13 protein-coding genes are annotated in these 14,249 nt (G+C 54.3%); 7 read left to right on the top strand and 6 right to left on the bottom strand.

The features are described from left to right. Nucleotides 1-5: 5 nt before the first annotated feature. The 5 genes from J4728_RS07865 to cmoB are packed head-to-tail and all read left to right on the top strand — an operon-like array spanning nucleotide 6 to nucleotide 3,587. On the top strand, nucleotides 6-572 hold the full coding sequence (locus tag J4728_RS07865) for a hydrolase (protein WP_000916144.1): 567 nt from the start codon (nucleotides 6-8) through the stop codon (nucleotides 570-572). Further along, nucleotides 569-1,387 carry a DUF72 domain-containing protein gene (locus J4728_RS07860; RefSeq protein WP_208211532.1) on the top strand — a complete coding sequence of 273 codons (819 nt, stop codon included), beginning with the start codon at nucleotides 569-571 and terminating at the stop codon, nucleotides 1,385-1,387. The genes J4728_RS07865 and J4728_RS07860 overlap by 4 nt, the downstream gene beginning before the upstream one ends. 52 nt (nucleotides 1,388-1,439) lie before the next feature. Then, nucleotides 1,440-1,835 carry an MAPEG family protein gene (locus J4728_RS07855; protein ID WP_000252975.1) on the top strand — a complete coding sequence of 132 codons (396 nt, stop codon included), beginning with the start codon at nucleotides 1,440-1,442 and terminating at the stop codon, nucleotides 1,833-1,835. A 40-nt stretch (nucleotides 1,836-1,875) separates the two neighbouring features. Next, nucleotides 1,876-2,619, top strand: a complete 744-nt coding sequence (cmoA, locus tag J4728_RS07850; RefSeq protein WP_001524372.1) for a carboxy-S-adenosyl-L-methionine synthase CmoA — start codon at nucleotides 1,876-1,878, stop codon at nucleotides 2,617-2,619. Further along, complete coding sequence (gene cmoB / locus J4728_RS07845; protein ID WP_000569034.1) at nucleotides 2,616-3,587, top strand: tRNA 5-methoxyuridine(34)/uridine 5-oxyacetic acid(34) synthase CmoB; 972 nt, start codon at nucleotides 2,616-2,618, stop codon at nucleotides 3,585-3,587. Before cmoA ends, cmoB begins: the two co-directional genes overlap by 4 nt. Before the next feature lie 235 nt (nucleotides 3,588-3,822). Here the strand turns inward: cmoB and cutC are convergent, their stop codons facing one another. Then, nucleotides 3,823-4,569, bottom strand: coding sequence for a copper homeostasis protein CutC (cutC, locus tag J4728_RS07840; RefSeq protein WP_208211530.1), 747 nt, complete (start codon nucleotides 4,567-4,569; stop codon nucleotides 3,823-3,825). Nucleotides 4,570-4,588: 19 nt separating this feature from the next. Next, the gene (locus tag J4728_RS07835; RefSeq protein WP_000024794.1) at nucleotides 4,589-5,158 is read right to left on the bottom strand and encodes a VOC family protein; all 570 of its coding nucleotides are present in this window, start codon (nucleotides 5,156-5,158) and stop codon (nucleotides 4,589-4,591) included. 236 nt (nucleotides 5,159-5,394) lie between these two features. Here J4728_RS07835 and argS point away from each other — a divergent pair, with 236 nt between their 5' ends. Then, nucleotides 5,395-7,128 (top strand): arginine--tRNA ligase, encoded by a 1,734-nt coding sequence (gene argS, locus J4728_RS07830; protein WP_208211528.1) that lies wholly within the window; start codon nucleotides 5,395-5,397, stop codon nucleotides 7,126-7,128. A 188-nt stretch (nucleotides 7,129-7,316) separates the two neighbouring features. After that, nucleotides 7,317-9,188 carry a penicillin-binding protein 2 gene (gene mrdA, locus J4728_RS07825; RefSeq protein ID WP_000142877.1) on the top strand — a complete coding sequence of 624 codons (1,872 nt, stop codon included), beginning with the start codon at nucleotides 7,317-7,319 and terminating at the stop codon, nucleotides 9,186-9,188. 53 nt (nucleotides 9,189-9,241) lie between these two features. Here the strand turns inward: mrdA and J4728_RS07820 are convergent, their stop codons facing one another. The 4 genes from J4728_RS07820 to flhB form a co-directional block, all read right to left on the bottom strand. Further along, nucleotides 9,242-10,381: a glycoside hydrolase family 105 protein gene (locus J4728_RS07820; protein ID WP_208211526.1), complete on the bottom strand. Its 1,140-nt coding sequence runs from the start codon at nucleotides 10,379-10,381 to the stop codon at nucleotides 9,242-9,244. Between the two features lie 236 nt (nucleotides 10,382-10,617). Further along, nucleotides 10,618-11,010 carry a flagellar protein FlhE gene (flhe, locus tag J4728_RS07815; protein ID WP_001233619.1) on the bottom strand — a complete coding sequence of 131 codons (393 nt, stop codon included), beginning with the start codon at nucleotides 11,008-11,010 and terminating at the stop codon, nucleotides 10,618-10,620. Then, nucleotides 11,010-13,088 carry a flagellar biosynthesis protein FlhA gene (gene flhA, locus J4728_RS07810; RefSeq protein WP_000002386.1) on the bottom strand — a complete coding sequence of 693 codons (2,079 nt, stop codon included), beginning with the start codon at nucleotides 13,086-13,088 and terminating at the stop codon, nucleotides 11,010-11,012. The genes flhe and flhA overlap by 1 nt, the downstream gene beginning before the upstream one ends. After that, entirely contained in the window at nucleotides 13,081-14,232 is a 1,152-nt protein-coding gene (gene flhB / locus J4728_RS07805; RefSeq protein ID WP_208211524.1) for a flagellar biosynthesis protein FlhB, read from the bottom strand. The genes flhA and flhB overlap by 8 nt, the downstream gene beginning before the upstream one ends. Nucleotides 14,233-14,249: the final 17 nt, after the last annotated feature.

The raw sequence follows: 14,249 nt of genomic DNA, 5'->3' as shown, positions 1-14,249 counted from the left end.
TTATCATGCTGAAACTCAACGCGACCACAACCGCCCTGGTGGTTATTGATTTACAGGAAGGAATTCTTCCGTTTGCCGGCGGCCCGTATACGGCAAATGAGGTGGTCGCCCGCGCCGCGCGGCTGGCGGAAAAGTGTCGTGCCAACGGCTCGCCCGTGGTTATGGTACGCGTCGGATGGTCTGATGATTATGCCGAAGCGTTAAAACAGCCGGTGGATGCCGCAACGCCTGCGCACGCGTTGCCGGAAAACTGGTGGACCTGGCCTACGGCATTGGGTAAAAAGGACAGCGATCTGGAAGTGACTAAACGCCAGTGGGGCGCGTTTTACGGCACCGACCTGGAATTACAACTTCGCCGCCGGGGTATCGACACCATCATATTGTGCGGAATCTCAACCAATATCGGCGTCGAATCCACAGCGCGTAACGCCTGGGAGTTGGGATTTAACCTTATTATTGCCGAAGATGCCTGTAGCGCCGCCAGCAGTGAGCAGCATCAGAGCAGTATGACGCATATTTTCCCGCGCATTGGCCGGGTACGCAGCGTAGAGGATATTTTAAACGCCTTATGATCTACATTGGCCTGCCGCAATGGTCGCACCCGAAATGGGCGCGGCTCGGCATCACCAGTCTGGAAGAGTATGCCCGCCACTTTAACTGCGTGGAGGGCAACACCACGCTTTACGCGCTGCCGAAAGCGGAAATTGTCGATCGCTGGTATGCGCAAACTACGGACGATTTCCGTTTTTGCTTTAAATTTCCCGCCACCATTTCTCACCAGGCCGCGCTGCGCCATTGCGACGATCTGGTACAGGCGTTTTTTACCCGCCTGGCGCCGCTGGAAACGCGTATTGGCCAATACTGGCTGCAGTTGCCCGCCGCCTTTGGACCGCGCGAGCTCCCCGCCTTATGGCAGTTTCTTGATGCGCTCCCCGCCACGTTTACCTATGGCGTAGAAGTTCGTCATCCGTGTTTTTTTGACAAAGGAGAGGATGAACAGCGGCTCAATCGCGGGTTACACGCGCGCGGCGTAAACCGCGTGATCCTGGATAGTCGTCCGGTACATGCCGCCCATCCCCACAGCGAGGCCGTCCGCGACGCGCAGCGAAAAAAACCCAAAGTCCCGGTACATGCGGTCGTGACGGCCAGCCATCCGATGGTGCGTTTTATCGGTAGCGACAATATGGCGCAAAACCGTGAATTTTTCGCCGCCTGGTTGCAGAAACTCCCGCAGTGGCGGCAGACCACCACGCCTTTTCTGTTTTTACATACTCCGAATATCGCGCAGGCGCCGGAACTGGTGAATACGCTTTGGCATGATTTACGCAGCGTCTTACCGGAAATCGGCACTGCTCCGTCCATTCCACAGCAATCTTCTCTTTTCTGAAAATGCCCCCTATCATAGACAGTGCCATCAGCCATTTTAAAAGGGAGTTTGTATGGTAAGCGCGCTGTATGCCGTTTTGGGTGCGTTATTATTAATGAAGTTCTCTTTTAATGTCGTTCGCTTGCGAATGCAGTACCGTGTCGCCTATGGCGACGGCGGTTTTAGCGAATTGCAAAGCGCCATCCGTATTCATGGCAACGCGGTGGAATATATTCCTGTCGCGCTGGTGCTGCTGCTGTTTATGGAAATGAACGGCGCCGAAACGTGGATGGTGCATATCTGCGGCATCATTTTAATCGCCGGTCGGCTGATGCATTATTACGGTTTTCACCACCGCCTGTTCCGCTGGCGGCGGGCGGGGATGAGCGCGACCTGGTGCGCATTGTTGCTGATGGTGCTGGCAAACCTGTGGTATATGCCCTGGGAGTTGGTTTTCTCCCTGTATTAGCGCACAATATGCGCCTTTATTTTTCCCGGATGTATACGTTATGTCTCACCGCGACACGCTTTTTTCTGCGCCTATCGCCCGTCTCGGCGACTGGACTTTTGATGAACGAGTAGCCGAAGTTTTCCCCGACATGATTCAGCGTTCGGTACCAGGCTACTCCAACATCATCTCCATGATCGGCATGTTGGCTGAACGCTTTGTGCAGCCGAACACGCAGGTCTACGATCTGGGCTGCTCGCTGGGCGCCGCGACGCTGTCTGTTCGGCGTAATATCCGCCATGAGCATTGTCGCATTATCGCCGTCGATAACTCCCCGGCCATGATTGAACGCTGCCGCCGTCATATTGATGCGTATAAAGCGCCTACGCCGGTTGAAGTCGTTGAAGGCGATATCCGCGATATCACTATTGAAAACGCCTCGATGGTGGTGCTGAATTTTACCCTGCAATTCCTTGAACCTGCCGAACGCCAGGCATTGCTGGATAAGATTTACCTGGGGTTGAATCCCGGCGGCGCGCTGGTACTGTCGGAAAAATTTAGCTTTGAAGACGCGAAAGTGGGCGAGCTGTTATTCAACATGCACCACGATTTTAAACGCGCGAATGGGTACAGCGAACTGGAGATCAGCCAGAAGCGCAGTATGCTGGAAAACGTGATGCTCACCGACTCGGTGGAAACACATAAATCGCGCCTGCGTAAGGCGGGTTTCGAACACAGTGAACTGTGGTTCCAGTGCTTCAATTTCGGGTCGCTTGTCGCGTTAAAAGCCGGAGCTGCCGCATGATCGAGTTTGGTAACTTTTATCAGCTCATTGCTAAAAATCATCTCTCCCACTGGCTGGAAACATTGCCCGCGCAGATTGCCGCCTGGCAACGCGAGCAGCAGCATGGCTTGTTTAAACAGTGGTCGAACGCGGTAGAATTTTTACCGGAAATGACGCCCTGGCGGCTGGATTTACTGCACAGCGTCACGGCGGAAAGCGAAACGCCGCTCAGCGAAGGTCAGCTAAAGCGTATTGATACATTGCTGCGTAATCTGATGCCGTGGCGTAAAGGCCCGTTCTCGCTTTATGGCGTAGATATTGATACCGAATGGCGCTCCGACTGGAAGTGGGATCGCGTACTGCCGCATCTGTCAGATTTAACCGGCCGGACGATCCTTGATGTCGGCTGCGGCAGCGGCTATCACCTGTGGCGGATGATTGGCGCGGGCGCACATCTGGCGGTCGGCATCGATCCTACACAGCTTTTCCTCTGCCAGTTTGAGGCGGTGCGTAAACTGTTGGGTAACGATCAGCGCGCGCATCTGCTGCCGTTGGGCATTGAACAACTCCCGGCGCTGAAAGCATTTGATACCGTCTTCTCGATGGGGGTGCTTTATCACCGTCGCTCGCCGCTGGAACATCTGTGGCAGTTAAAAGATCAGTTGGTCAACGAGGGTGAACTGGTACTGGAAACGCTGGTCATCGACGGCGACGAAAATACCGTTTTGGTGCCGGGTGACCGCTACGCGCAGATGCGTAACGTCTATTTTATTCCTTCCGCGCCGGCATTAAAAAAATGGCTGGAAAAATGCGGCTTTATTGATGTGCGTATCGCTGACGTTTGCGTCACCACCACCGAAGAGCAGCGTCGCACCGAGTGGATGGTTACCGAGTCGCTGGCCGATTTTCTTGACCCGAACGATCGCAGCAAGACGGTGGAAGGCTACCCCGCCCCGCAGCGCGCGGTGCTGATTGCGCGTAAACCGTGATGGATTGCCGAATGACCGTTACGTATAGCACCGTTTCTCCAAAATAGTTCAAGTTGCAGCAAGGCGGCAACGCAGCAAATCCCCGGGAACGTAGGTAGCTACGTGACCGGGGTGCGCGAGGCGGCCAACGCTGCTGCGGCTTGAAATATGAAGGAGAAAAAAAGGCCCCTGTTGAATTGGCAGGGGCCTGGTACGAGCAAGCATCATATTGGGCGACATGATGCAACGGTAAAAATCATTTGGCCTGATGGCGAACAATGATTCCTTTCATTTCAGCGACCGCCGCACCCTCTACTCTATAGCGAGAATACTCGTCCGCCTGTATATCGGCAGACATCGATAACCCCTGATTGCGATAGCGCATCGGCGAAGGCAGTAAAACTCCGGCGGAACTGTGTACTTCCCGTACTCCGGCATCGAGGAAATTCTGCAGGTTATTTGCACGAACCCCCGCACCAGCCATAATGATTGGAGCATCCCCCTGGGCAATAAGTTCCATAATTATTGATAAACCTTGCGCCGCATCGGCTTTTTGCCCGGAAGTCAGTACTCTTGCTACGCCTGCGTCAGCCAGATTCTTTAGCGCATTGAAGGGATTAGCGCACATATCGAAGGCGCGGTGGAATGTCACCGCCAGCGGTCCGGCCGCCGCCATTATTTTTTCCATTCGCGACATATCGACATCCCCATCAACGGTCAACACACCAGTAACCAGCCCGGGAAAACCCAACTCTCTGACGAGGCGAATATCTTCCAGCATGGCGGCAAATTCGCCGTCAGTGTAATAAAAATCCCCGCCGCGAGGACGAATAATCGGATGTACGGGAATCGTAATATGCTCGCGCACGCTGCGTAAGACGCCCAGCGAAGGCGTAAGCCCGCCTTCTTTCAGCGCGGCGCACAGTTCGATACGATCCGCGCCGTTTCGCTGCGCGGTGAGCGCGCATTCCATGCTGTAACAACAGATCTCAAGTAACGCCATATTCACTCCGCTCGGCAGGTTAATGGGCCGCCTGTTCGCTGGCGACAATCGCTTCAATCGACCATGGATGAAATTTTACCGTGATGCGGCCATCGGTCACGGCCAGCGTAGGGTTTGGCAAACGTTCATGCTCGCCCTGTGGCGAACTGGTTTTAACCACGATCCCCGGCTGACTAAGCCCCTCATCCGACAACAACGCCAGCGCCCTCGCGTTCAAGGTCTCCGGCTCGCCGGGCAGCACGATTTCAATATGCTCCCACCCTTCGTGTGGATAGCGTTTTTCTCCCGGCCACGGTAATTCAATAACAGAAAACCGCCAGTGTTCCACACATACCGGTTCATGCAGTTTAAACAGACAAATCGGCCTGCCGTTGATGATATTTTCCGACAGTAGCTCGCCGCATTGTTCAAAACCGCGACGCCAACGCTCCGCCGTCGTATTCTGGTGACAGCGCAATGAAATGTGATCGGCCTCAAGGGCGCTAATCTGCAGACCAAGGCGAGTGGAAAGTTCTCTGAACGCCAGAGTGAATCGCGGTAAATCTGCGGAAATATCATGCAGTTCATCAATGTGTTGCCAGTTCGCCATATCAGGACGCTCTTCTTGCTGTGAAAACCGCTAATTTACGCTGTTGCGCCCCGGCAACCAACCTTTGATTTGATTGGGCGTTTATTGAATGCTTATGCAGATTATTGTTGCGTATATTTCAGGCGACGCGCCGCGCGCGCAATGCTGACGCCAACGGGCATTTGCAGTATACTCCCGCCCTAATTCTTAAACTGGCGCGGGCAATACAGCCCGCTTCATAAACGTAAGGTATTCCGGTGAATATTCAGGCTCTTCTCTCAGAAAAAGTTAGTCAGGCCATGATTGCTGCAGGCGCGCCTGCAGATTGCGAGCCCCAGGTTCGTCAGTCAGCCAAAGTTCAGTTCGGCGACTATCAGGCCAACGGCATGATGGCAGTTGCGAAAAAACTGGGTATGGCCCCCCGACAACTTGCAGAGCAGGTGCTGACTCATCTGGATCTCAGCGGCATCGCCAGCAAGGTTGAAATCGCCGGCCCTGGCTTTATCAATATTTTCCTCGAACCGGCTTTTCTCGCTGAACAGGTGCAACAGGCGCTGGCCTCCGAACGTCTGGGCGTTTCTCAGCCGACTCGTCAGACGATTGTCGTCGACTACTCCGCGCCCAACGTCGCGAAAGAGATGCACGTTGGTCATCTACGCTCCACGATTATCGGCGATGCGGCAGTGCGCACGCTGGAGTTTCTGGGCCATCATGTTATTCGCGCTAACCACGTCGGCGACTGGGGTACCCAGTTCGGTATGCTTATCGCCTGGCTGGAAAAACAGCAGCAGGAAAACGCGGGCGACATGGCGCTGGCGGATCTCGAAGGATTCTACCGCGATGCGAAAAAGCATTATGACGAAGATGAAGCGTTTGCCGAGCGCGCGCGTAACTACGTCGTCAAATTGCAGAGCGGTGATACCTATTTCCGTGAGATGTGGCGTAAGCTGGTTGATATCACGATGACGCAAAACCAGATCACCTATGATCGCCTGAACGTCACTTTGACGCGTGACGATGTGATGGGCGAAAGTCTGTATAATCCGATGCTGCCGGGCATCGTCGCCGATCTGAAAGCCAAAGGCCTGGCGGTTGAAAGCGAAGGCGCAACGGTGGTTTTCCTTGATGAGTTTAAAAACAAGGAAGGCGACCCGATGGGCGTCATTATTCAGAAGAAAGATGGCGGTTATCTGTATACCACTACCGATATCGCCTGCGCCAAATACCGTTACGAAACGCTGCACGCCGACCGCGTGCTCTACTACATTGACTCCCGTCAGCACCAGCACCTGATGCAGGCCTGGACCATTGTGCGTAAAGCCGGTTATGTGCCGGATTCCGTTCCGCTGGAACACCACATGTTCGGCATGATGTTGGGTAAAGACGGTAAACCGTTTAAAACTCGCGCGGGCGGTACGGTGAAACTGGCGAACCTGCTGGATGAGGCGCTGGAGCGCGCGCGTCGTCTGGTGGCGGAGAAGAACCCGGATATGTCGGCTGACGAGCTGGAAAAACTGGCTAACGCCGTCGGTATTGGCGCGGTGAAATACGCCGATCTGTCAAAAAACCGCACCACTGACTATATCTTCGACTGGGATAATATGTTGGCTTTCGAAGGCAATACCGCTCCTTATATGCAGTATGCCTATACGCGTGTGCTGTCTGTTTTCCGTAAAGCGGACATCGACGAGCAGGCGCTGGCGAGCGCGCCGGTTATCATTAGCGAAGATCGCGAAGCGCAACTCGCTGCCCGTCTGCTGCAGTTTGAAGAAACCCTGACGGTGGTCGCGCGTGAAGGTACGCCGCACGTCATGTGCGCGTATCTGTATGACGTCGCCGGGCTGTTCTCCGGCTTCTACGAGCACTGCCCTATTCTCAGCGCCGAGAATGACGCGGTTCGCAATAGCCGCCTAAAACTGGCGCAACTGACGGCGAAGACGCTGAAACTGGGTCTGGATACGTTGGGTATCGAAACCGTAGAACGCATGTAAACGCGCCGTCGTTAACATCATCAGGCCTGACTCCGGATAACGGACTCAGGCCTTTTTATTGCCACAGCGGTATATCTGTAACAAATCACAAGGAATGACACATTTCTATAGAGAGATGGAACATCTTTTACCTGTGCTGGCGCTGACCGCCCCGTATCATTAGGCGGCGGATTGTTCAGGTACAGGTAATGACTTTTAAAGACTTTGATGCGGAAGAGAAACTCTTCCTGAGACGTGTGATTGTGGCGTTTGGTGTAGTGGTTGTCTGCTTTGGTATCCTGATCTTCAACCTCTATAACTTGCAAATCCGCCAGCACCACTACTACACCACCCGTTCGAATGAGAACGATATCAAGATGCTACCCGTCGCGCCCACGCGCGGCATCATTTACGATCGCAACGGCATTCCGCTGGTGCGTAACGTAACCTGGTATGATATCGCGGTTACGCCCTATAAAATTGCCGATATGGATGCGCTGCTAAAACAGCTCACCCCTATTGTTGATCTCTCCCCCGACGATATCTCCGACTTTCGCCGTGCGCTAAAATCCAGTAGCCGCTATCGTCCGGTGGTGCTCAAAAACGCGCTAACGGATGTTGAAATCGCACGCTTTGCGGTCAATCAGTTTCATTTCAACGGCGTCACGATCAATAGCTATCAGGATCGGCAGTATCCTTACGGCGCGGAGCTGGCGCATGTTCTCGGTTACGTGTCAAAGATAAACGATAACGACCTTAAAGCGCTGGATAAAAAAGGGCTGGCAGAGAATTACGCGGCGGACCATAACATCGGTAAACAGGGGATTGAGCGTTACTACGAAAACGATCTTCATGGTAAAACCGGTTATCAGGAGGTCGAGGTGGATAATCACGGGCGTATTGTCCGCCTGCTGAAAGACGTTCCTCCCATCGCGGGTAAGAACATTCACCTGACGCTGGATCTCCATTTACAAGAGTACATTGAAAGTTTGCTGGCCGGGCAGCGTGCTGCCGTACTGGTTGAAGATCCGCACGATGGTTCAGTGCTGGCGATGGTATCTATGCCCAGCTACGACCCGAACCCCTTTGTAAAAGGCATTAGCTATCAGGATTACGGCAAACTGCTGCACGATAAAAATCTGCCGCTGATCAACCGCGTGACGCAAGGGCTTTATCCTCCGGCGTCAACGGTTAAACCCTATATGGCAATGTCCGCGCTGTTATGCGGGATTATTACGCCGCAAACCACCTTCTTTGGCGCGCCAACCTGGACGCTTCCCGGCACGCAGCGGCATTACCGGGACTGGAAAAAAACCGGACACGGTATGCTGGATGTCACTAAAGCGATTGAGGAATCTGCGGATACCTTTTTCTATCAGGTCGCTTATATGATGGGTATTGACCGTATCGACACGATGTTGTCTCAGTTCGGCTATGGCAAACCGACGGGCATCGACCTTAATGAAGAATATGACGGGCTGCTTCCCAGCCGCGCATGGAAACAGCGGGTCCATAAAAAAGCCTGGTATCAGGGCGATACCATTTCTGTCGGCATCGGCCAGGGTTACTGGATTGCCACCCCCATCCAGATGGTAAAAGCGATGGTGGCGCTCATCAACAACGGTAAGGTGATTGCCCCTCACCTGTTACTCAATGAAGAGAGCGGCAAAACGGTGGTTCCGTATCGTCCTTCAGGAACACCGGCACAGATAGCCGATCCGGCGTCGCCATACTGGGGACTGGTGCGTCAGGCGATGTATGGCATGGCGAATGCACCCAACGGAACGGGCTATAAGTTCTTTCACACCGCGCCCTACGGCATTGCGGCCAAAAGCGGCACGTCGCAGGTATTTAGCCTGAAAGAAAATCAGACCTACAACGCGAAAATGATCCCCATTCGCCTGCGCGATCATGTGTTTTATACCGCTTTTGCACCGTATAAAAACCCTAAGGTCGCTATTGCCTTGATTCTGGAAAACGGCGGAAGCGACGGCGTTACCGCCGCACCCATCATGCGAAAAATCCTTGACCACCTGTTTGATCCACAGGCTGATACCACACAGCCGGATCAGGCGCCATAGTCAAATAAGCAAAGCGCCATCAGAGAAGGATATGCCCGGAATATCCGCATACATCAGAAATAGTTACGCAGATATTCCGTCAAACACAGCATTGCCATCGCCTGCCCGTAAGGCATAGAGGTCAACGGAATATGACGGTAAAAATCGAGATCGTGGCCCATGCCAGTGCCAAATGACGTTTGCAGCAGTTCGCCTTCCGGCGAGATATGTTTCACTATCCCCCGAATGGCTTTTTCCGCCACCTGCGCATAGTGCCGCCCGACATAGCGTTTGCGCACCGCTTTAAGAATACCGTAGGCAAAACCCGCCGTCGCCGACGCCTCAAGATAAGAGTGCGGATCGTCAAGCAGCGTATGCCACAAACCGCTTTCATCCTGACATTTCGCCAGCGCGGCGATCTGCGCATTCAGTACCTGGACCAGATAACGGCGCACGGCATTATTTTCCGGCAAGTCCAGCAGTTCAAGAAAATCCGGGATCACAATGGTCAGCCAGCTGTTGCCGCGCGCCCAGCGAGCGTTAGCGAAGTTATGATGACCGTCATAGCTCCAGCCGTGGAACCACAGCCCCGTCTCTTTATCCATCAAATTCTGCACGTGCAGCAGGAACTGATAGGTTGCCTCTTCCACATATTCCGGCCGGTTCAACAGTTTACCGATTTTCGCCAACGGCAGCACCGTCATCATTAGCGTGTCGTCCCACATCTGCTGATGATTTTCCCCCGCCAGCGTGATGTGCTGCATTCCGCCGTGATCGGTACGGGGCATTTCATTCATCGCCCATTCGGCCCACGTTTCCAGCCACGGTAAATACGCTGGATTACGCGTCTCTTCATAGCGATACGCCAGCGTTAAAAATGGCGCCATCGTATTAACGTTTTTCGTCGTCGCGCCTTCCGCAAAACGATCGGCAAACCAGTCATCAATGATCTTACGCATCGTCTGGTCGCCGGTCTGTTGGTAATAGTGATACATTCCGTACAGGCCCACGCCGTGCGTCCACTCCCATCCGGCCCAGCCTTTAGTATCGATCACGCGTCCATCGTCCAGTCGCAATAAAAATTCGCCTGTCTCATCTTTAATATTGACCAGGTTATGCGTCACCTTTTGCACCAGGGCTTTTAGTTCATCTCTGGCGATAAAATGCTCAGGCTGACGCAATAGCGGACTGTGTTTGACTGGATAAACCATCATTTGCTTAACCTCTGTGTAATGTCGAATTCAGTGCTGCGTGCAGTTTTACCGCCGACGCAGTCGATTCGCTACAGTAAAAGCTAAGCTGGGCGGAAACCTTTTTGTTTCTGCCATTGCCAGAGCGTAAATGGCAAAAACGCAAAGAGTCCGGCAACCTACCTCACCATTTTATAAAACAGCGTTTCTATTTATTCAAAAAGAGAGTCAGGTCTGCTACCTGGCAAAGAAAGGGGCGGTTAGCGGTAGTTCACAATCACCTGATTGCTCCGCACTTTTAACGCCGGGATAAGTCGGCCGCCGCCGGGGACTTCCCAGACAAAGCGGAGCGGCTCGACTGCGGGAACATGAGCAAAACCGTGGGTCGTGCCACTCTGACCATCAAGTTCTACGCAACGGGACTGGGAACATAAACGTACCCGTAAGCCCGCGGGAGTCGGGCCATTCAGTTCATAACGCCAGGCGACCAGCGTCATCACACCGGAAACCGGCTGGCGCGCCGACAATGGCGAAGACGATGCGGAAACACCCCGGTAATTTAAGGTTACACCCATACCGCTATCCTGCCACGCGCCTTCGCCTGCGGCCTGAACCGTCAGGGGAAAGAGCAACAACGCCAGCCATTTACGCATTATTTTCCTCCAATGGTCGCCGTCATGCGGATATGACGGTTATCGGAAAGCTCAAGGTTCGACAACACCACCAGCTGCGGTAAACTGCGCCGCAAAAAGCGGGACAATAATGGACGTAGCGCATGGTTAACCAGTAATACCGGCGGCGCACCAAGCATTTCCTGGCGAGAAAGCGCTTCTTGCGTCTGCGCCAGCAGGCGATCCGCCAACCCAGGCTCAAGACCGCCGCCGCCCTGCAATGCCTGAAGCAGCAAACGCTCCAGCGCGGTATCCAGGCCAATCACCTGCACTTCTTCATTACCGGGGAACCACTGTTGCGTAATCGCTCGTCCTAATGCCACGCGTACCACGGCGGTTAATTCATGCGGATCGCTTTGTAACGGCGCATGTTCCGCCAGCGTTTCCAGAATGGTGCGCATATCGCGAATAGGGACTTTTTCCGCCAGTAAGTTTTGCAGGACTTTGTGTAAAGTCGTGAGGGTCACGACGCCGGGGACCAGATCTTCCGTGAGTTTAGGCATCTCCTGAGAGACACGATCCAACAGTTGCTGCGCTTCCTGGCGGCCAAACAGTTCGGCGGAGAATTGGCCAATCAAGTGGTTAAGGTGCGTCGCCACAACGGTACTGGCTTCCACGACGGTAAAGCCCTGAATTTGCGCCTGCTCTTTCAGGGCGCTTTCAATCCAGATGGCATCAAGGCCAAAAGCTGGATCGACGGTTTTCTCGCCCGGTAGCGTTCCCGCCGCCGTGCCGGGGTTAATAGCCAGCCAGCGTCCCGGATAGGCGTCCCCGCTGCCGATCTCTACCCCTTTCATCAAAATACGGTAGCGCGCAGGCTGTAAATCCATATTGTCGCGAATATGGACCACCGGCGGCAGGAACCCCATATCCTGCGCGAATTTTTTACGAATACTGCGAATACGTCCGAGCAATTCGCCATCCTGTTGAAAATCCACCATCGGGATCAGGCGGTAGCCCACTTCCATTCCCAGTGAATCCTCAAGCTGTACGTCATTCCAGGTGGCTTCGACCACCGAGTTATTTTCCGGCATTTTTACCGGCTGCGGCTCCTCCGGCGCTTTTTCTTCACGCCCGCGCAGCCACCATGCCAGGCCGAGCAAAGCGGCGGTAAAAAGTAAAAATACCAGGTTAGGCATTCCTGGCACCATGCCAAGCAGCCCCAGCACCGCCGCCGCCAGCAGCATCACCCTTGGATTACTGAACAGTTGGCCAACCATCTGCTCGCCTACATCCTGATCGGTACTGACGCGGGTCACAATGACGCCCGCCGCCGTGGAGATAACCAGCGCCGGGATCTGGGCGACCAGGCCGTCGCCAATGGTCAGCAGAGTGTAGCTTTCCGCCGCGCTGCCTATGCTCATTCCGTGCTGCAATACGCCGACCAGCAGCCCGCCGACCACGTTAATGACCATGATGAGAATACCGGCGATGGCGTCGCCGCGTACAAATTTACTTGCCCCGTCCATCGAGCCGTAGAAGTCGGCTTCCTGAGTGACTTCCGAACGCCGTTTTTTGGCCTCGTCTTCACCAATCAGACCGGCATTAAGATCGGCGTCAATCGCCATTTGCTTACCGGGCATACCATCCAGCACAAAGCGCGCGCCGACTTCGGCAATACGTCCGGCACCTTTGGTGATGACCATGAAGTTGATAATGACGAGGATGATAAAAACCACAATCCCGATCGCGAAGTTACCGCCGACCAGGAAATGACCGAACGCCTCTACCACCTTTCCCGCCGCCGCCGCGCCGGTATGCCCTTCCATCAAAATAATGCGCGTTGAGGCAACGTTAAGCGCCAGACGCAGTAGCGTGGTAAACAGCAGGATGGTCGGAAACGCGGCAAAATCCAGAGTACGCTGGGTAAACATCGCCACCAGCAGCACCATGATCGATAGCGCAATATTAAAGGTAAACAATAAGTCGAGGATAAAAGCAGGTAGCGGCAGCACCATCATCGACAAAATCAGCAGAATGAGGATCGGCCCGGCAAGAATTTGCCATTGCGTCGATTTCAGGTTGCTGGGCAGGCGCAGCATCGCGACCAGATTAGCCATCAGTATTCTTCTCGTTCATAAAATCCAGCGCTTCTGGCACCGGAAGGTTCTCAGGTTGTGGAGGACGTTGCCCGCCCGCAAGCCGCCAGCGTTTAAGCTGCCAGACCCAGGCCAACACTTCCGCAACGGCAGCATATAACTGCCCGGGAATTTGCTGACCGATTTCGGCGTGGCGATATAATGCCCGCGCCAGCGGCGGCGCGTCTAAAGTGGGAACCCGATGTTCAGCGCCGATCTCGCGAATGCGCAGCGCTATTAATCCAGCCCCCTTCGCGACCACTTTCGGCGCGCTCATTTTGTTTTCGTCATACTGCAGCGCCACGGAATAGTGCGTCGGGTTAGTGACAATGACGTCCGCTTTCGGCACATCTTCCATCATGCGGCGCTGCGCGGCGGCGCGTTGCATCTGGCGAATTTTGCCCTTAACATGCGGATCGCCTTCGCTCTCTTTAAATTCGTCGCGAATGTCCTGCCGCGACATGCGTAATTTTTTCAGGTGGCTAAAGATCTGGAAAAACACGTCAAATCCCACCATCGGAATCACGCCCAGTACCACCAGTAACGCGCAGAGTCCAACCAGATCCAGCGCATTCCCCATTGCGACGATCGGCGACTCCGCCATCAGGCGCATCATTTGCGGCCAGTGATGCCAGAGATAAAAGCCGGTAACGCAGCCGACCAGCGTGGATTTCAACACCGCTTTTAGCAGTTCCGCGCCGGTCTGCGCCGAAAACATGCGCTTAATTCCCGGCAGCGGGTTTAATTTAGAAAATTTTGGCTGTAGCGACTTACCGCTAAAAATCAGGCCGCCAAGCATAACCGGCGAGATAAGCGCCACCAGCACCACGCCCGCGATGAGCGGTAGCAGTGCCATCATCGCCGCTTTAATCAGCAAAATTATCTGCCCCAGGATCAGGTTAGGATCGTTCACCATACGGTGATCGAAGTGCAGGCCTGCTGAGAGCATTCCCGCCAGCTGCCGCGCTAACGACTCGCCGCCGAACCAAATAATACAAACGCCCACCAGCAATATCAGCAGTGAGGTCAGTTCTCTGGAACGGGGGATCTGCCCTTCTTCCCGCGCTTTTTCAAGTCGGTGGGGTGTGGGGGCTTCTGTTTTGTCGTCGTCGCTCTCTTCTGCCACGCAGCAAACCCTGGATA

The sequence above is a fragment of the Salmonella sp. 32070601201500089SM genome (genome assembly GCF_017573605.1).
Taxonomy (GTDB): Bacteria; Pseudomonadota; Gammaproteobacteria; order Enterobacterales; family Enterobacteriaceae; genus Salmonella; species Salmonella enterica.
This window is presented reverse-complemented; position numbering and strand designations above follow the sequence as displayed.